The 17,236-nt window shown below is 66.7% G+C and carries 19 protein-coding genes and 1 tRNA gene; 11 read left to right on the forward strand and 9 right to left on the reverse strand.

All coding sequences use genetic code 11. The annotated features are described in order from the left end of the window. Positions 1-4: 4 nt before the first annotated feature. The 4 genes from ACFWVD_RS07445 to ACFWVD_RS07460 form a co-directional block, all read right to left on the reverse strand. The gene (locus ACFWVD_RS07445) at positions 5-1,396 is read right to left on the reverse strand and encodes an ATP-binding protein (protein ID WP_379241548.1); all 1,392 of its coding nucleotides are present in this window, start codon (positions 1,394-1,396) and stop codon (positions 5-7) included. Between the two features lie 73 nt (positions 1,397-1,469). Then, the gene (locus ACFWVD_RS07450; RefSeq protein ID WP_379241174.1) at positions 1,470-2,162 is read right to left on the reverse strand and encodes a response regulator transcription factor; all 693 of its coding nucleotides are present in this window, start codon (positions 2,160-2,162) and stop codon (positions 1,470-1,472) included. 112 nt (positions 2,163-2,274) lie between these two features. Then, the gene (locus ACFWVD_RS07455; RefSeq protein ID WP_379241549.1) at positions 2,275-3,798 is read right to left on the reverse strand and encodes a trehalose-6-phosphate synthase; all 1,524 of its coding nucleotides are present in this window, start codon (positions 3,796-3,798) and stop codon (positions 2,275-2,277) included. Between the two features lie 43 nt (positions 3,799-3,841). Beyond that, positions 3,842-4,000, reverse strand: coding sequence for a hypothetical protein (locus tag ACFWVD_RS07460; protein ID WP_379241175.1), 159 nt, complete (start codon positions 3,998-4,000; stop codon positions 3,842-3,844). A 178-nt stretch (positions 4,001-4,178) separates the two neighbouring features. Here ACFWVD_RS07460 and ACFWVD_RS07465 point away from each other — a divergent pair, with 178 nt between their 5' ends. From ACFWVD_RS07465 to ACFWVD_RS07475, 3 genes are all read left to right on the forward strand, one after another. Beyond that, positions 4,179-5,012 carry an alpha/beta fold hydrolase gene (locus tag ACFWVD_RS07465; protein ID WP_379241176.1) on the forward strand — a complete coding sequence of 278 codons (834 nt, stop codon included), beginning with the start codon at positions 4,179-4,181 and terminating at the stop codon, positions 5,010-5,012. A gap of 117 nt (positions 5,013-5,129) precedes the next feature. Further along, positions 5,130-5,366, forward strand: a complete 237-nt coding sequence (locus tag ACFWVD_RS07470) for an MbtH family protein (protein ID WP_379239233.1) — start codon at positions 5,130-5,132, stop codon at positions 5,364-5,366. A 78-nt stretch (positions 5,367-5,444) separates the two neighbouring features. After that, positions 5,445-5,516 (forward strand) — tRNA-Thr (locus tag ACFWVD_RS07475). On the opposite strand, the gene ACFWVD_RS07480 is transcribed toward ACFWVD_RS07475, so the two are convergent. After that, entirely contained in the window at positions 5,493-7,073 is a 1,581-nt protein-coding gene (locus ACFWVD_RS07480; protein WP_379241177.1) for an ArnT family glycosyltransferase, read from the reverse strand. The genes ACFWVD_RS07475 and ACFWVD_RS07480 overlap by 24 nt on opposite strands. A gap of 223 nt (positions 7,074-7,296) precedes the next feature. Here ACFWVD_RS07480 and ACFWVD_RS07485 point away from each other — a divergent pair, with 223 nt between their 5' ends. Then, positions 7,297-7,503 (forward strand): hypothetical protein, encoded by a 207-nt coding sequence (locus tag ACFWVD_RS07485; protein ID WP_379241178.1) that lies wholly within the window; start codon positions 7,297-7,299, stop codon positions 7,501-7,503. Between the two features lie 72 nt (positions 7,504-7,575). Then, complete coding sequence (locus tag ACFWVD_RS07490; RefSeq protein ID WP_379241179.1) at positions 7,576-8,325, forward strand: SDR family NAD(P)-dependent oxidoreductase; 750 nt, start codon at positions 7,576-7,578, stop codon at positions 8,323-8,325. A gap of 52 nt (positions 8,326-8,377) precedes the next feature. Here the strand turns inward: ACFWVD_RS07490 and ACFWVD_RS07495 are convergent, their stop codons facing one another. Together ACFWVD_RS07495 and ACFWVD_RS07500 are read right to left on the reverse strand one after the other, a co-directional pair. After that, positions 8,378-8,803, reverse strand: coding sequence for an HIT family protein (locus ACFWVD_RS07495; protein ID WP_379241180.1), 426 nt, complete (start codon positions 8,801-8,803; stop codon positions 8,378-8,380). Between the two features lie 14 nt (positions 8,804-8,817). Then, positions 8,818-9,195 carry a PH domain-containing protein gene (locus ACFWVD_RS07500; protein WP_379239228.1) on the reverse strand — a complete coding sequence of 126 codons (378 nt, stop codon included), beginning with the start codon at positions 9,193-9,195 and terminating at the stop codon, positions 8,818-8,820. A gap of 194 nt (positions 9,196-9,389) precedes the next feature. Here ACFWVD_RS07500 and purD point away from each other — a divergent pair, with 194 nt between their 5' ends. Continuing rightward, a complete protein-coding gene (gene purD / locus ACFWVD_RS07505; RefSeq protein ID WP_379241181.1) occupies positions 9,390-10,673 on the forward strand; it encodes a phosphoribosylamine--glycine ligase in 1,284 nt (427 codons plus the stop codon). Between the two features lie 56 nt (positions 10,674-10,729). Here purD and ACFWVD_RS07510 read toward each other — a convergent pair whose 3' ends face one another. Further along, complete coding sequence (locus ACFWVD_RS07510) at positions 10,730-10,915, reverse strand: YegP family protein (RefSeq protein ID WP_379241182.1); 186 nt, start codon at positions 10,913-10,915, stop codon at positions 10,730-10,732. Between the two features lie 82 nt (positions 10,916-10,997). Then, the gene (locus tag ACFWVD_RS07515; RefSeq protein ID WP_379241183.1) at positions 10,998-12,020 is read right to left on the reverse strand and encodes a M23 family metallopeptidase; all 1,023 of its coding nucleotides are present in this window, start codon (positions 12,018-12,020) and stop codon (positions 10,998-11,000) included. A 160-nt stretch (positions 12,021-12,180) separates the two neighbouring features. Between ACFWVD_RS07515 and ACFWVD_RS07520 the strand changes: the two genes are divergently transcribed. From ACFWVD_RS07520 to ACFWVD_RS07540, 5 genes are all read left to right on the forward strand, one after another. Then, positions 12,181-13,344: a pyridoxal phosphate-dependent aminotransferase gene (locus tag ACFWVD_RS07520; protein ID WP_379241184.1), complete on the forward strand. Its 1,164-nt coding sequence runs from the start codon at positions 12,181-12,183 to the stop codon at positions 13,342-13,344. Between the two features lie 157 nt (positions 13,345-13,501). Continuing rightward, entirely contained in the window at positions 13,502-14,155 is a 654-nt protein-coding gene (locus ACFWVD_RS07525) for a TetR/AcrR family transcriptional regulator (protein ID WP_379241185.1), read from the forward strand. Positions 14,156-14,161: 6 nt separating this feature from the next. After that, a complete protein-coding gene (purB, locus tag ACFWVD_RS07530; RefSeq protein WP_379241186.1) occupies positions 14,162-15,583 on the forward strand; it encodes an adenylosuccinate lyase in 1,422 nt (473 codons plus the stop codon). 98 nt (positions 15,584-15,681) lie between these two features. Further along, positions 15,682-16,101 (forward strand): HIT family protein, encoded by a 420-nt coding sequence (locus tag ACFWVD_RS07535; RefSeq protein ID WP_379241188.1) that lies wholly within the window; start codon positions 15,682-15,684, stop codon positions 16,099-16,101. A gap of 159 nt (positions 16,102-16,260) precedes the next feature. Further along, positions 16,261-17,190, forward strand: coding sequence for an alpha/beta hydrolase (locus tag ACFWVD_RS07540; protein WP_379241189.1), 930 nt, complete (start codon positions 16,261-16,263; stop codon positions 17,188-17,190). The last annotated feature ends 46 nt before the right edge of the window (positions 17,191-17,236 follow it).

The following is a 17,236-nucleotide window of genomic DNA, read 5'->3' on the forward strand; positions in this document are numbered from 1 at the left end:
GCGGTCAGGCGGGTTCGCGCGGTAGGCGCACGGTGAACGCCGTTCCCGTGCCGGGCGTACTGGTTACTTCGACGGTGCCGCGATGGGCGGTCACCAGGGCTTGCACGATGGATAGCCCTAGACCCGTGCCGCCGCTGGTGCGGGTGCGTGAGCGGTCCGTGCGGTAGAACCGGGCGAAGACGTGGTCGGCTTCGGCGGGTTCCAGGCCGGGGCCGGTATCGATGACCTCGAGGCGGACCTCATCGACGGCGGGGGTGAGTCGGACGGTGATCGACGTGTCGTCCGGGGTGTGGGTGCGGGCGTTGTCCAGGAGGTTGGTGAGGATCTGGCGCAGACGGGGTTCGTCGCCGAGTACCTCCAAAGTGCCAGTGCCTTCGGCGATCTCGAGAGTGATCGGGCGGTGTTGGCCTTCGGCCGCCTCGACCGCGCGGGCACTGTGGACGGCGTCCCCGGCCACTGCCAGCAGATCCACCGGCCCCAGTTCGACGGGCCGTTGGGCGTCGAGTCGAGCCAGCATGAGCAGGTCTTCCACCAGTAAACCCATGCGCTGAGCCTCGTGTTCGATGCGGTTCATGAACATCGCCGGGTCGGTGGTCGCGCCCTGGCGGTACAGCTCGGCGAAGCCGCGGATCGTGGTCAGGGGAGTGCGGAGTTCGTGGCTGGCGTCGGCGACGAAACGGCGCATCTTCGCCTCGGATGCGCGGGCCGCGGTCTCGGAGGCCTCCGTCGCGGCGAACGCCTGTTGGATCTGGGTCAGCATGGTGTTCAGTGATCGGGACAGCCGGTCGACCTCGGTGTCGTTGTCGCGCACCGGAACTCGACGGTGCAGCTGTCCATCGGCGATCGCGGCAGCGGTCTCCTCGACTCGGCGCAGGGGGCGCAAACTGCCGCGCACAACGAAGTACGCGGCAATTGCCAAGGCGGGCAAGACAATCGCGCCGACGAGCAGCTGCAGCATGATCAGATTGCGGACGGTCTCGATGTTCTCGGTCAGCGGCAGCGCGACGGTCGCCTTCGCCTTCGGGGTCTGCAAGGTGAGCACGCGCCACTGCACGGACCCGCCACCCACTGAACCCACCGTCACGGGGTGCGAGGTCGGAACGTCAGGCAGGGCGGGCAGGCCGGTGGTTCCTACGACATTGTCGAACCCGAAAAGCTGTCTGCCATCGGCACTTTCGGCGCGCAGGAAATACTGGCTCGGCAGCTGCCTGACGTCGTGCGAGGGCGGTGGTGGTGGCGCGGGCATACTCACCCGCCGCTCCCACTCGAGCGCGGCATCGTGCAACTGCTGATCGGTGCGATCCTGCAACGAGTTCTTCATCGCCGTGGTCACCACGAAACCCGAAGCGGCCAAGCCGAATCCAGCCATCGCGACCAGGATCAGCACGAGCGTCATCCGCAACGGGATCGCGGCCAGGCGCGCGCGCAACGGTGCCCTCACCCGCTCGCCCACCTACGGAACGACGTCCTCACCGGCTCGACTCCCGCATCACATAGCCGACGCCGCGCAGCGTGTGGATCAACCGCTGCTCGGTATCGACCTTCTTGCGCAGGTAGGACACATACGTTTCCACCACACCCACCTCGCCGCCGAAGTCGTAGCGCCACACGTGATCCAGAATCCGCGGTTTGCTCAGGACGCTGCCCGCGTTCACCATGAAGTACCGCAACAGCGTGAACTCGGTCGGGGACAACGCAACCGGCTCGCCCGCCTTCCACACCTCGTGGGTGTCATCGTCGAGTTCGATGTCGGCGAAACGCAACCGGGTTTTCGCGGGCTCCGGGCGTCCCGCGCGACGCAGGATCACCCGCAACCGCGCCACCACTTCTTCGAGGCTGAACGGCTTGGTGACGTAGTCGTCCGCGCCCAAGGTGAGTCCGGTGATCTTGTCGTCGACTTCGTCGCGCGCGGTCAAGAACAGCACCGGCGCGTCGATGCCGTCGGCGCGCAAACGACGCAGCAGACCGAACCCGTCCATGCCGGGCATCATCACGTCCACGATCAACGCCTGGGGGCGGAACGTGCGCGCCCGGTCCAGCGCCTGGGCGCCGTCGGCCGCGGTCGCCACCTCGAAACCCTGGTAGCGCAGGCTCACCGCCAGCAGTTCGACGATCATCGGCTCATCGTCGACCACCAGCACCCGCGCCTCGGGCGTACTCATGCCGGGCCCGCGCAGTGCGTCACTACGCGGGCCTTCTGCTGGTTCATGCCCCTATGCTCCACCACCCCGCTGGGAAGTGGCTGGACCGAAGCTGTGAGGTCGCTGTGTGCCGTTACCGCTGGTCGGCGGGGAACGTCTGTTCGTCGCTCATCAGCGCCGAACCGGCGATATTGCTGTGCGACAGCGCGTCGAGGAACGCCCGCGCCCACCGTTCGACGTCATGGGTGAGCACCTGCCGACGCATCGACCGCATCCGACGGCGTTTGGTGTCGCGATCGTCATCGAGCGCGCCGATGATCGCGTCCTTCACGCTGTCCAGATCGTGCGGATTGCACAGGTACGACTGCCGCAGCTCGGCCGCCGCGCCGGTGAACTCGCTGAGTACCAGCGCGCCGTTGAGGTCGCTGTGACAGGCCACGTACTCCTTCGCGACCAGGTTCATGCCGTCGCGCAGGGGCGTGACCAGCATGGCGTCGGCGGCGATGAAGAACGCGATGAGTTCGTCGCGGGGGATCGGGCGGTGCAGGTAGTGCACCACCGGGTAGCCGACGCGGGCGAATTCGCCGTTGATCCGGCCGACCTGGCGTTCGATATCGCCGCGCATCTTGATGTAGCTCTGCACGCGTTCGCGGCTGGGGGTGGCCAGCTGCACCATCACCGTCTCGGACGGATCGATGCGGCCCTCCTCCAGGAGTTCCTGTAGGGCGTTGAGTCGGATGTCGATGCCCTTGGTGTAGTCCAAGCGGTCCACGCCGAGCATGATGTTCTTGGGATTGCCCAGCTCAGCACGTATTTGTGCGGCTCGTTCGCGCACCGAACGGCGGCGCGAGGACTCGTCGAGTTCGGCGGAATCGATCGAGATCGGGAACGCGCCGACGCGCACCGTGCGGAAACCGACCTGCACCACACCCAGTTTCGAACGAACACCGATCGTGCCGCGCGACGTCGGCTGACCGGCCAGTCGACGGGCCAGATACAGGAAGTTCTGCGCGCCGCCTGGCAGGTGGAAACCGATCAGATCGGCGCCGAGCAGACCCTCGACGATCTCGGTGCGCCACGGCATCTGCATGAACAGCTCGACCGGCGGGAACGGGATGTGCAGGAAGAAACCGATGGTCAGATCGGGGCGAAGCATCCGCAGCATCTTGGGCACCAGCTGCAGCTGGTAGTCCTGCACCCAGACCGTGGCACCCTCGGCGGCCACCTTCGCGGTCTCCTCGGCGAACCGCCGGTTGACCTCGACGTACGCGGCCCACCAGTCCCGGTCGTACACCGGGCGCACGATCACGTCGTGGTACAGCGGCCACAGCGTGCCGTTGGAGAACCCCTCGTAGTAGTCCTCGACCTCCGACGCCGTCAGCGGCACCGGATACAGCTCCAGCCCGTCCTCGATGATCGGTTCGACGTCGACATCGGGCACACCGCACCAGCCGACCCACGCGCCCTTGTTGGTGCGCAGCACCGGTTCCAGCGCGGTCACCAGCCCACCGGGGCTGCGCTTCCACCGGGTGGTGCCGTCGGGCAGGCGCTCGAGGTCGACCGGAAGGCGGTTGGCGACGACGACGAAACCCGAACCCGATCCGGTCGGCTGTTGAGTTTCTTCGGACGGGCGGTCGTTGGACGGTTGATCGATCATGTGGTCCACTCACGCATCCTTCTGCGTCGCAGGGGGCGCTGTGTCAGGCGGGGGCGATGCCGAGCATCGACAACAGCATTCGGCACTCGTCGGCGTCGTCGGCGTGCGCGGCCACGACCTTCTGCGCCTGTCGGGCGGTCTCGTCGGCCAGCGGCTCGAGCTCGTCGTCGGCGATGTCGTTGGTGGTGCTCTTCGCGGCCATAATGGGTTCGTCCTCCCGGTTTCCCTACGCTCAACCTGCGAGTGCTCAATACTATCGGGCTCGGGCGGACAGCCGTTGAACTAGCGACGCGCACACCCCGCCCCGGTGCCGTGTCGTCGCGGTCCCGTTACCGTTGAGTCAGCAATTCGATCGACCCCCCGCACGAGAGGTTTGTTTCATGCCAGTGGCCACGGTGAACGGCATCGCACTGAACTATCAGGTCAAGGGCGACCGTACCAAGGGCACCGACGTGCCGGGTGGTGGTCCGCTGGTGGTCTTGATCATGGGGACCGGGTCGCCGGGTCGGGTGTGGGAGCTGCACCAGGTTCCCGCGCTGGTCGCGGCCGGTTATCGGGTGTGCGTGTTCGACAATCGCGGGATCGCGCCGTCGTACGAGGCCGCGGGCGGGATGCGGATCGAGGAACTGGTCGCCGACACTGCCGCGCTGATCGAATTCCTCGGCGAGGGGCCCGCCTTGATCGCGGGGACGTCGATGGGGGCGCGGGTGGCGCAGGAGCTGGCGTTGGCGCGACCGGATCTGGTGCGCAAGGCGGTGTTCATGGCCGGGCACGGGCGGCTGGACCAGTTCCAGAAGACGTTGTCCATCGGCGAACAGGAGCTGGACAAATCCGGTGCGAAGCTGCCCGCCAAGTTCGACGCGGCACTGGCCGCGGTGATGAACCTGTCGCCCGCGACCATGGCCGACACCAACGCCGCACGCGACTGGCTGGACCTGTTCGAGTTCACCGTCGGCACCCCCTCACCCGGAATCCGGGCGCAGCGGGCCATGGATCACGACTTCGATCGGGTCGCCGCCTATCGCTCGATCACGGTGCCCTGCTTGGCAATTGGCTTCGCCGACGACCGGATGATCCCGCCCTACCTGTCCCGCGAGGTCGCCGAGGCGATTCCGGGCGCGCGCTACCAGGAGATCCCTGATACCGGTCACTACGGTTACCTGGAACGGCCTGAGGCAGTCAACAAAATCCTGCTCGACTTCTTCGCCGCCTGACCGCCGACCGGGTAACTGCCACCAGTAACATATGCCTTGCTAGTGTCGACACAACGCTCGTGGCTCTCCGGCCGCGCAGTGACCCCGTACACAGCGCCAGTATTCCAGTGAGGTGAAATGAGCACCAACCCCTTCGACGACGAGGACGGCCGCTTCTTCGTTCTGGTCAACGATGAAGAGCAGCACTCTCTGTGGCCCGCGTTCGCGGAGGTCCCGGCGGGCTGGCGTGTCGTGTTCGGCGAAGAGAGCCGGGCAGCGTGCGTCGAGTACGTCGAGAAGAACTGGACCGACATGCGGCCCAAGAGCCTGCGTGACGCGATGGCCGCCGACGACGCAGCCCGCGCCAAGTCCTGACCTGTTCGCCCGCCGCGTGACACCCGATCCGGTGTCACGCGGTGCGCGTTCGCGGCTATGATGGTCGCCGCAGTACCCGCCTCCTTAGCTCAGTGGTAGAGCACCGCTCTTGTAAAGCGAAGGTCGTCAGTTCAATCCTGACAGGGGGCTCAATTCGGTCGGTGGGGCGACCGTGTATCTCAGGCTCGGCCATGCGGTGGACATGGGGGTCAAGGGGTCGCGGCAGATCCAGATGTCGATGTCGAAGTTTTGGCCGCTGAGGCCTAGGGGGTCTCGGAGTTGGCGTGCCTTTGTGGTGTGGGCGAAGCCGGCTAGGAAGTCGCGTTGTTCGGTGCCGTGGTTGAAGCCGACGTACACGATCGTGGTGGCCGAGTCCGGTGGGGTGCCGAAGGCGGCGAAGCCGCGGTGGGGGCTGTAGACGGGGGGGATCCATGTGGATCGGCCGTAGTGGTCGAGGGCGCCGGCCTGGTTGTAGGCGGAGGCTACGACCACCGCGGTGGCTTGTTCGGCGGGGGGCAGGCGGATCGCTACCTCGTGGACGGCGTCGGCGAGGGAGTGCCAGGTGTCGTTGCCGTAGTGCTGTAGGGGGAGCCAGGGGCTTTTCGGGTCGACGATCCAGCTGCTCGGGTAGGGCAGGCAGGCGAGAAAGGCCAACAGGGCGGCGGAGCAGGCGGCTGCACCAGTGCATAAGCGCCGCAACATGATTCGCTGGGCATCGGCGTCGAACAGGGTGGAAAGCATCGAAGCGCCGACGCCGAACAGCACGGGAAAGATTCCGGCGACGTAGTAGGACCTGCCGTGCCCGCCGATCACCATGATCACCATCAGCACCGCCGCGACCAGCAGGAACCGGTACTGCCGCAGATGCGGCGCGCGAGCCAGGCCGTACAGGCCGAGCAGGATCAACCCGCCGCCGATGAATCCGGGACTGATGATGATCGCCCCCACGGTTCCCCATTGCCCGCCCATGGTCTGCGCGGTTTCGTGGGCGATGGCGTCGTTGGTCGCCAGCTGCGGCCAGTCGTGCGACGCCTGCCACAGCAGCGCGGGCAGCATGGCGGCGGCGAAAATCAGCAGGCCCAGCCACAGGGCGGGGCGGCGCAGGATTTCGCGGGGGCCGAGGGTGAGGATGCTGAGGCCGACGGCGGCCGCCACCATCAGCACCAGCCATTTGTCCTGCACGTCGATCGCCGCGACGACCCCGATCGCCACGAGCAGGCGGTCTCGACGGGTGCGCACCCAGCGGACCAGCAGCCAGATGATCGACGCCTGGCACGCGATGTCGAAGGAGACACTGGTCAGCACGGTGAAGCCGAAGACAAGGGGGGACGTGGGAAAGGCTGCGGCGGCCAGCATTTGGAAGCGCGGGCGGGCGCCGCATTCATAGGCCACCGCGGCCGCGAGGATCGACACCGCGACCAGCAGGAGCAATCCGGGGATTCGGAGCGCGATCACCGAGCCGGGGGCGAGTAGATCGCACAGTCGCGCGATCAGCGGCACCAGCGGCCCATTGTCGACATAACTGACCGCCAGTCGCCGACCGCACGCGAGGTAGTACAGCTCATCACCGGCGATATGCAGCCGCGCCGCAGAGACCGACAACACCAGCGCCGCCAACCCAGATACCAGCGCGACACCTCGCCAGGCGAACGACGGTCGCGCGACCGTCGTCTCGGAATCAGCTTTGTCTGTAGTAGTGAGGGTCAAGAACTTCTCCGCCGTCATGCATGGCCGTGGCCTGAGGTAAGGATGGCGGGGTATCGACCAGTCCGTTAGTTAAATAGCATTATTTCATTTAACTCACAGGGGAACGGGGCAGGGGTCCACCGGCGGCACAGCGCGGGCGGGCCGGAGGTGCCGGTCGACCGGTCGGGCCTATCCTGACAAGGTCAGGCTGTGTACCCGTCGAAACTGATCGAAGGGAACGACGTTGAGCGAACACAATGAATGGTCGCCCGCCGAACAAGCCGCCCACCTGCGGTCCTTGCTGACCGAGGTGATCACCGCGGCACGCCGCAACATCGGCACCGTGTCCGACCCGAAGGCGCAGGCCCTGTTCGAGACCACCGCCGAGGTGTGCGGCGGACTGTGCCACGCGTACGACGATTACGCGAAGCGGGAACCGGCCTGGCGATAAGCCCTGCACTACCGTGGCTGGTGAAGCTCATCCTGTTCTGTCCGCGGAAACGTCGAGATAGGGGAATGACGCATGGCTATGTATGACGTGGGTGGTAGGGCCGCGATCGTCAGCGGGGCCGGGTCGGGAATCGGGCGGGCGGTGGCCCTGGAATTGGGGATCAACGGCGCGTCGGTACTGGTATTCGACCTGAACGGGGACGCCGCGCGAAAGGTTGTCGGCGAGATCGTGACAGCGGGCGGAATCGCGGACGCTTTCGAAGGTGATGCTTCCGATCCCGACACGGTCGCTCGAAGTGTCACTGCCGCACAAGAACTCGGGCCTTTGCGGATCGCGGTCAACAATGCCGGTATCACCGGGGAATCCAATCCGATCGGCGAGTATTCGACCCAGAGCTGGCGCAAAGTCATGTCGGTGAATCTGGATTCGGTGTTCTACGCGTTGCGCGCGCAATTGCCGGTGATGGTCGCGGCCGGGGGTGGGTCGATCGTGAATATGGCGTCGATTCTGGGCAGCGTCGGATTTCCCGGCTCGTCGGCGTATGTCGCGGCCAAGCACGGCGTGGTGGGCCTGACTCAGAACGCGGCGCTGGAATACGCGACGCAGGGCGTGCGCGTCAACGCGGTCGGGCCCGGCTTCATCCACACTCCACTGCTCGCGGACGACGCCGAGACCACGAAATTCCTGGCCGACAAACACCCCATCGGACGCCTGGGCACCCCGGAGGAGGTGGCGAACCTGGTGTTGTTCCTGGCCAGCGACGCGTCGACCTTCATCACCGGCAGCTACCAGCTCATCGACGGCGGCTACACCGCGCAGTAAAACCGTTGGCGGCGTAGGAAATCGGCGCTGCGGTCTCCTACGCCGACGGAAGTCAGGCGGGGACGTGGGCTCCGTAGCCGAGGTCGCGCAGGGCGGTTTTGATCTTGGTTTGGGCTTCGTCGAGGGATTCGGGGGTGGGGTCGGTGGTGGCGCCGGAGATGTCGAAATCGCCCATCGTGTAGGCGGGGAAGACGTGGGTGTGCAGGTGGGGGACCTCGAGGCCGGCGATGAGCAGGCCGGCGCGGGGGGCGTCGAAGGCCACGCGCACGGCCTGGCCGATCTTCTGGGCCACGCCCATCAGACGCGCCATGACGGCGGGGTCGACGTCTTGCCACTGGTCGATCTCCGCGCGCGGCACGACCAGGGTGTGGCCCTGGGTGACGGGGGCGATGGTGAGGAAGGCGACGAACTCGTCGTCCTCCCAGACGAAACGACCGGGGATCTGACCTGCGATGATCGCGCTGAACACGGATGCCATACCGGCGAGCCTAGCTAGATCGACACGAAATGCGACAGGATGCCCTGCACCTCGTAGATGTCGACCTGACGGTTGAAACGCTGCTTGACCGGGTCGTTGCCGCTGCCGATCCAGATGTACAGCTCGGCGTCGAGGTCGAAGGTGCCCGCGGTTTCGACGGCGAAGTGGCTGATCGACCGGTAGGGGATGCTGTGGTAGCTGACCTTGCGGCCGGTGACGCCCTGTTTGTCGACCATGATCAGGCGGCGATTGGTGAACAGCATCGCGTCGCGGACCAGGATGAACGCGGCGTACACCTGCTCGCCCTGGCCGAACAGTTTCGCGTATTCCTGCTGGGCGGCGGCCGGATCTATGCGCCCGGCGTTGCCCATCATCCCGTCGAGCAGGCCCATGGTGTGCTCCCTCCGCGTCCGGGTTCCATTGTGGCCCAGAAGGACCGGGGGCGGAACAACTCCGCTGAACGGACAATGAACGGCGGATCGGTCGGGAAATCGACCGAAGTGGCGAACAGTGGTCGCTCAGCGTGGCCGAATCCGTGAACCAGGGGGCTCGCGGTGACCGACGACCTCGCGACTAACCTGAGCGGGTGCGCGTACTCGTCATCGGTTCCGGAGCCCGTGAACATGCCCTCGTCCTGGCGTTGCGCCGGGATCCGTCCGTGACGGCGGTGATCGCTGCCCCCGGCAACCCCGGCATCGCCCAGCACGCCGAGTTACGCCCGGTCGACCCCTGCTCCGCCGAGGACGTCGCCGCGCTTGCCGCCGAGACCGCCGCTGACCTGGTGGTCATCGGTCCCGAGGTGCCGCTGGTGCTCGGTGTCGCCGACGCGGTGCGCGCGGCCGGGTTCCCGGTGTTCGGCCCGTCGGCTGACGCAGCGCGGATCGAAGGGTCCAAGGCGTTCGCCAAGGATGTGATGGCCACCGCCGGTGTGAAGACCGCGCACAGCGAGATCGTCGACAGCCCCGCCGAGCTGGACGCGGCGCTTGACCGCTTCGGCCCGACCTGGGTGGTCAAGGACGACGGCCTGGCCGCAGGCAAGGGTGTCGTCGTGACCACCGACCGACGCGCGGCCCGCGATCACGGCGCCGAGCTGCTCGAACAGGGACACCCGGTGCTGCTCGAGTCGTTCCTCGACGGGCCCGAGGTGTCGCTGTTCTGCCTGGTCGACGGCGAAACCGTGATCCCGCTGCTGCCCGCGCAGGACCACAAGCGGGTCGGCGACGGCGACGCCGGCCCCAACACCGGCGGCATGGGCGCCTACACGCCGCTGCCGTGGCTGCCCGACGAGACGCTGACCGAGATCGTCGAAGACGTGGTGAAGCCGGTGGCCGCCGAGCTGGTCGCGCGCGGTAGCTCGTTCTCGGGCCTGTTGTACGCGGGTCTGGCGATCGGCACGAACGGCCCCGCCGTCGTCGAATTCAATTGCCGCTTCGGCGATCCCGAGACCCAGGCGGTGCTGGCACTGCTGGACAGCCCGTTCGCCGAACTGCTGCACGCCACCGCGACCGGACGGCTGGCCGAAGTCGACGCACCGCGTTGGAAGGACGGCTCCGCGATCACCGTCGTGCTGGCCGCGGAGAACTACCCGGGTCGTCCGCGTACCGGCGATGTGATCTCCGGTGCCGACGACGGCGCGCTGGAGGGCGAAACCCTTGTGCTGCATGCCGGTACGGATCAGCGCGAGGACAAGGCGCTGGTGTCGGCCGGTGGCCGGGTGCTGAATGTGGTCGGCGTCGGTGCGGATCTCGCGCAGGCGCGGGAACGGGCCTATGCGCGGCTGGCGGACATCAAACTTCCCGGCAGTCATTTCCGGACCGATATCGGTGCGACCGAAGTTGTTGTTCCCGAACGCAATAGCGTCGCGGGGTAATTACACGCAGATGGTGATCAGCGGCATTGCACGCTGATCACCATCGAGCGAGGCGACTAGGTGACCGAGAGATCGACGATTTCGGCGCCGGGGGCATTGGTCTGAATGGAGGCGATGCCCTTTTTGGCACCCTCCTTGCTTTCATAGCCCTGACTCTCGAGGACGATTTCACCGTTACCGGCCTTGAGATGAAAGTGGAATTTTCCGGCCTTGTCCACGAATACCTCGAACTTACCTGCCATGGTTGCCTCGCTTTGTTCGGAGGGAAACATTCGACAGGTTCCACAATAACTGCCCCGTGATGTTTCCGGTCTCAGCGTGATGTCAATCGAGACGCAATCCATGCACCGCGAGCCAGGCCTGCGGGTCCACATGTTGACCGTTTTGCACGATTTCGAAATGCAGGTGCGGGCCGGTGGAATCGCCGCGATTGCCGATGCGGGCGATCTGCATTCCGGCCGGGACCCGCTCGCCCTGGGAGACGAAGAAGTCGTACATGTGGCCATAGATGCTGATGGTGCCGTCGTCGTGCCGGATACGGACCCACAGGCCGAAACCCTGTGCCGGACCCGCCTCCACGACCGTGCCGTCGGCCACAGCGTAGATGGGGCTGCCGATGGGGCCCGCGATGTCGATGCCACGGTGCAGGGTGCCCCAGCGCGAGCCGAATCCCGAGGTGAACGCGCCCTTCGCGGGCAGGCTGAACCCGCCCACGGACGGCGTCGAGCCGGGCGTCACCGCACCGGGAACCACGGGGGCTCGCGTGCCCATCCAGTCCTGCCATTCACCTGATGCAGCGGCCGCCGCCTCCGCTTTAGCGCGTTCGAGCGTCGCGCGGGCTGCCGCGGCGACCACGTGCCCCTCGCGGCGCTTCTCGCCCGCGGCGATGGCATCGAGCATTCGGGTCACCGATTGGGGGTTGTGCTGCAGCTGCGGGGGATAGGCGATGGCCACGTGGATCGCCTCGCCGGGCGCGAGCGGGCGCTCGTCGGGCACCGCACCGAACTGCCCGTCGGCCGCCACGAACACCGCGACCGCGACCATCCCGGCGATGAGCACGCGCCGCTGCACCAACACCTGACGTGCCTGTTCGCGACTGGGCCTGCGCGCCCACAGCCCCTCGGCCTGCGCCTTGGGCCGCCGCCAGAAGACCTTGCGAACCTCACCGCTTCGCAACTCACCGGCGATTTCCCCGACCACCGGATACCGCGCCGCCCACTCGGCCATCCGATCGCGCGTGGCAACCTTCGATGGCAACTGTTCGCGCCAATTCGCCTGCAGGATCCGGCCATTGACGCTGACCGGTCGACGACGGGGCGCATCGACATCCGTCGAGCGGTCTGCCACGGATTCGCCCCGCGCTGTCCGACTTCGCTTCATCTCGCCCCCGCGCCCCGGCCCCGTCGCGCCCACGTGGGTCGCGCCGGTGGCTGCGTATTCGCTGTCGGAGCCATTGTGCCGACCATATCTGTCGATGCCCGCAATCGGGTGCTCTACCGTTCCTCGGGTGTCCAGAGAATCGCGCCGGTCGGCCATTGCCCCTTTCTACGTGATGGATGTCTGGAAAGCCGCAGCTGAACGGGCCAGGTCGCACGGTGACGTGCTGGTGTTGGCCGCGGGGCAACCGTCCACGCAGGCGCCCGCGCCGGTGTTGCGTGCGACCAAGGCCGCGATCGATCACGAATTGCTGGGTTACACAGAGACATTCGGGATCCTGCCGTTGCGCGAGGCGATCGCGGGGCATCACAGCGAAACCTACGGGTACGACGTGCATCCGGACGAGGTGGTGGTGACCACCGGTTCGTCGGGCGCGTTCACGCTGATCTTCCTGGCTGCCTTCGACCCCGGCGACACCGTGGTCGTGGCGCGCCCCGGCTACCCCGCCTACCGCAACACGCTGTCCGCGTTGGGCTGCACCGTGATCGAACTGGACTGCGGCCCGCAGACCAGATTCCAGCCCACCGTGGCCATGCTCGAGGCGCTGCCGGAGCCGCCGAAAGGCTTGGTCGTGGCCAGCCCGGCCAACCCGACGGGCACCATGATCGACCCGGCCGAACTCGCGGCGCTGGCCCGCTGGTGCGACGAGCACGGCACCCTGCTGATCTCCGACGAGATCTACCACGGCATCACCTACGCCGGCGCGAGCACACCGACCTCCTCGGCATGGGAGTTCTCCCGCGAGTCGGTGGTGATCGGCTCGGTGTCGAAGTACTTCTCGATGACCGGCTGGCGACTCGGTTGGATGCTGGCACCGGCCGACTTGCGCCCGGCACTGCAGCGGCTGGCCTCGAACATGACCGTGTGCCCGCCCGCGATCTCGCAGTACGCGGCGGTGCACGCTTTCGGACCCGAGGCCAAGGACGAACTGGACGGGCACGTGCGCCGGTACGCGCGCAACCGGGCGCTGTTGCTGGAGGGTTTGCCCGCGATCGGAATCACCGATCTCGCGCCCGCCGACGGCGCTTTCTACGCCTATGCCGATATTGGTCATTTGACCGACAATTCTCGGGACTGGTGCGCGCGCGTTCTGGCCGAAACCGGCGTCGCGCTGGCGCCCGGTCTCGATTTCGACACCACAAATGGAAACCACACGGTCCGTTTTTCCTTCGCGGGCGCCACCGATGACATCGATGCAGCTCTGCGGCGTCTGGGACGGTTCCTGCAGCGCTGATTCTGTACTGTGTCAACAGTGATGTGCGACAACAACTTTGCGTAGTACGAACACATCTGTGCCGGGATACGGTAAAACTCAGTTATCCCGAATTCCCAGTGTTTCCCCGATGACGATTGCGCACGGTTGAACTGATGATGACTGGCATTGCTGCACGGTGACCACCGCAACGACTCCGAAAGGCGAACGACGTCGGCAGGCCCTGGTGGCGGCGGCGGCGCAGCTGTTGCTCGAGGGCGGCTTCGACGCTGTGCGACATCGTTCGGTGGCCTCGCGAGCCGATCTTCCACTCGCCTCGACCACCTACTACTTCGAATCGCTGGAAGATCTGATCGCGCGTGCCGTGGAGTTCAGCGGCGCGATCGAACTCGACGCCATGCGCCGCCGGGTCGGTGAGGTCAGCCACCGCAGGCGCGGCACCGACGCGACCGTCGACCTGGTGCTCGACGTGCTCGTGGGCCCCGTCGACGGCGACCTCGACGCCCGCGGCCAGCTCATCGCCCGGTACGAGCGATCCGTGGCCTCGGCTCGGCATCCCGAGTTACGCGAGGTCCAACTGCGACTACGCACGCAGCTGGAAGAGCTGCTCGCCGATGTGCTGCGCCGCTGCGACCGCGTGGTGCGCCCGGAACAATTACGCAGGCTGGTGGCCGTGGTCGACAGCGCGGTGGTCGCCGCGCTGATCGAAGGTCACCCGCAACCGCGCCGCCCCGCCCGCGCCGGGCTGATGGAAATGATCGACATCGTCGCCCCGCCCGTGGTCCCGAACATGATGCCCTCCCAGGCCGAACGGGTGCGGCAATTAGACTGAAGCCTCGTGAGCCTCGTCCCGAATGTCCTCGCCACCCGTTACGCCAGCCCGGAGCTCGTCGCGCTCTGGTCGCCCGAGAACAAGATCGTGCTCGAGCGCAAGCTGTGGCTCGAGGTGTTGCGCGCGCAGGCCGAGCTCGGAATCGATGTCCCCGCAGGCGTTGTCGACGATTACGAGCGCGTGATCGACCAGGTGGACCTGGCCTCGATCGCCGAACGTGAGCGGGTCACCCGCCACGACGTGAAGGCCCGCATCGAGGAGTTCAACGCGCTGGCCGGGCACGAACACGTGCACAAGGGCATGACCAGCCGCGACCTCACCGAGAACGTCGAGCAGCTGCAGATTCGCCTGTCGCTCGAACATGTCTACAAGCACGGCATCGCCATCGCGGCGCGGCTGGCCGAGCGGGCCGCCGAATACCAGACGCTGGTGATGGCCGGACGCTCGCACAACGTCGCCGCGCAGGCCACCACGCTGGGCAAGCGCTTCGCGTCGGCCGCCGACGAGATGCTGGTGGGCCTGGCCCGCGTGCGTGAACTGCTCGAGCGGTACCCGCTGCGCGGCATCAAGGGCCCGATGGGCACCGCGCAGGACATGCTCGACCTGCTCGACGGCGACGCCAACAAACTCGCCGCCCTCGAACAGCAGGTGGCCACGCACCTCGGCTTCGCGAACGTGTTCACCAGTGTGGGTCAGGTGTACCCGCGTTCGCTGGACCACGACGTGCTGTCCGCGCTGGTGCAGCTGGGCGCCGGGCCGTCTTCGTTCGCGCACACGATTCGCCTGATGGCCGGCCACGAGCTGGTCACCGAGGGTTTCCAGCCGGGCCAGGTCGGGTCGTCGGCGATGCCGCACAAGATGAACACCCGGTCCTGCGAGCGCGTGAACGGCCTGCAGGTGATCCTGCGCGGCTACGGCTCGATGGCCGCGGAACTGGCGGGCGCGCAGTGGAACGAGGGCGACGTGTTCTGCTCGGTGGTGCGCCGCGTCGCGCTGCCCGACGCGTTCTTCGCCATCGACGGGCAGATGGAGACCTTCCTGACCGTGCTCGCCGAGTTCGGCGCCTACCCGGCGGTGGTCTCGCGTGAGCTCGACCGGTACTTGCCGTTCCTGGCCACCACCCGCATCCTGATGGCGGCGGTGCGTGCCGGGGTGGGCCGCGAGACCGCGCACGAGGTCATCAAGGAGCACGCGGTGGCCGTGGCGTTGGCCATGCGCGAGCAGGGTCGCGAACCCGATCTGCTGGATCGCCTGGCCGCCGACGACCGGATGCCCCTGGACCGTGCGGGTTTGGATGCGGCGCTGGCGGACAAGGCCGCGTTCATCGGGGCGGCGTCGGATCAGGTGTCTGAGGTAGTTGCGCAGGTGCAGAAGTTGGTCGAGGCGAATCCGGAAGCCGCGCGCTACACGCCGTCGCCGATTCTGTAGTCCACACCCGGCGTAATCGACCACTTCGTCCTACTTTTCGCGGATTTCCGCGTGCGAAGCGGCGAAGTGGTCGATTACGCCGGGGTTACCGTACGTGAGTGAATCCGTACACGATCTTCGCCGACATCATCGCCGGGCACGCCCCCTCCTCGAAGGTCTACGAGGACGACGAGGTGTTGGCCTTCATGGACATTCGTCCTGTGACGCCCGGACACGTGCTCGTGGTGCCCAAGGTGCCCGCGCCGAGTCTGGCCGACCTCGATCCTGCCTTGGGCGGCAAGCTCTTTCAGGTCGGCCAGCAGATCGCCGCCGCTTTGCGCAGCAGTGAAGTCGCCGCGCACGGCGTGAATTTCTTTCTCGCCGACGGGGTTACGGCCGGTCAGGAAGTCTTCCACGTGCACCTGCACGTGATCCCACGCACGCCCGGTGACGGTTTCGGGTTGCGTGCCCGCCCGACCTCGCCCGCGCGCGCGGATCTGGACTACCTCGCTGGGTCCATCCGGGGCGCACTCGGCTGAATTTCCGGGCGAAGCGGTCATTGCAAACCGGGGAGTTTGCTGAAGAAACGCCCGAAACGCCGAATGTTTTCAGTTCGTTGCCCTGTGGGTTACTTTGGACTGTCATTGGCATGCGGTTATGGAGGGTAGATCGTGCGTCGTATAGGTGTTGCTGCTTCAGTGCTGGCTATCGCTTTCGCGTTGATCGGACCGGCGGTTCACCCCGCCACCGCATCCGCCGCGGAGATCATCGGGGTGCACCAGATGACCCCTAATCGGACGGCCATCACCGTCACCTCGCCCGCCATGGGCCGAAATATCGATCTACAGGTGCTGCACCCGGCGGGCGGTGGTTCACGCGGCACCTACTACCTGCTCGACGGACTCGACCCCGGCATCGGTCAGAGCACCTGGACCAATGCCACCGATGCCGAAGCCTTCTTCCGCGACAAGAACGTCAACGTGGTGCTGCCGATGGGCGGCCAGGCCAGCTACTACACCGACTGGGTCTCCGACGATCCGCGATTCGGCCGGTACAAGTGGGAAACGTTCCTCACCAGGGAACTGCCGGGACTGATCGACGGCCACTTCAACGGCAACGGCGTCAACGCCATCGGCGGCTTGTCGATGGGGGGCAACGGCGCGTTCATCATCGCCGCCCGCAACCCCGGTCTGTACCGGGCCGTGGCCGGTTACAGTGCGTGCCCGGACATCGCCATGGCGGCGGGGGCGATGATGTTCTCCATCGCCAATCGCGGCGGCAACCCCGGCAACATGTGGGGCGCGCCCGGCAGCCCGCAGTGGGCCGAGCACGACCCGGCCCTGATGATCGAGAACCTGCGCGGCAAGGCGCTGTACATGTCCACCGGTACCGGCATCCCCGGGCCCCACGAGGCCAAGATCAAGCCGACCCTGGCCGAGAACATCTTCCTGGGTGGGCCCATCGAACTGGGCGTCAACACCTGCATGGTGGCCTTCGACCAGCGTCTGCGGGCCGCGGGCATCGGCGCGAAGATCGACTACCACCCGGTGGGCACGCACTCCTGGTCCTACTGGCAGGACGCGCTGCACCACTCGTGGCCGACCATCGGGCCCGCATTGGGTGCGTAGGCGACTTACGTACAGCGTCAGGTCTGACAATCGCGACCCGGCTCGA

Origin of the sequence: Nocardia sp. NPDC058666, assembly GCF_042714895.1 — a bacterium.
GTDB lineage: Bacteria > Actinomycetota > Actinomycetes > Mycobacteriales > Mycobacteriaceae > Nocardia.

What these genes read in the sequence shown, in the direction of transcription:
- ACFWVD_RS07445 (WP_379241548.1), bottom strand. Translation starts at nt 1,396, where the DNA reads ATGACGCTCGTGCTGATCCTGGTCGCGATGGCTGGATTCGGCTTGGCC.
- ACFWVD_RS07455 (WP_379241549.1), bottom strand. Translation starts at nt 3,798, where the DNA reads ATGATCGATCAACCGTCCAACGACCGCCCGTCCGAAGAAACTCAACAG.
- ACFWVD_RS07470 (WP_379239233.1), top strand. Translation starts at nt 5,130, where the DNA reads ATGAGCACCAACCCCTTCGACGACGAGGACGGCCGCTTCTTCGTTCTG.
- ACFWVD_RS07465 (WP_379241176.1), top strand. Translation starts at nt 4,179, where the DNA reads ATGCCAGTGGCCACGGTGAACGGCATCGCACTGAACTATCAGGTCAAG.
- ACFWVD_RS07450 (WP_379241174.1), bottom strand. Translation starts at nt 2,162, where the DNA reads ATGAGTACGCCCGAGGCGCGGGTGCTGGTGGTCGACGATGAGCCGATG.
- ACFWVD_RS07495 (WP_379241180.1), bottom strand. Translation starts at nt 8,803, where the DNA reads ATGGCATCCGTGTTCAGCGCGATCATCGCAGGTCAGATCCCCGGTCGT.
- ACFWVD_RS07500 (WP_379239228.1), bottom strand. Translation starts at nt 9,195, where the DNA reads ATGGGCCTGCTCGACGGGATGATGGGCAACGCCGGGCGCATAGATCCG.
- ACFWVD_RS07490 (WP_379241179.1), top strand. Translation starts at nt 7,576, where the DNA reads ATGGCTATGTATGACGTGGGTGGTAGGGCCGCGATCGTCAGCGGGGCC.
- ACFWVD_RS07510 (WP_379241182.1), bottom strand. Translation starts at nt 10,915, where the DNA reads ATGGCAGGTAAGTTCGAGGTATTCGTGGACAAGGCCGGAAAATTCCAC.
- ACFWVD_RS07460 (WP_379241175.1), bottom strand. Translation starts at nt 4,000, where the DNA reads ATGGCCGCGAAGAGCACCACCAACGACATCGCCGACGACGAGCTCGAG.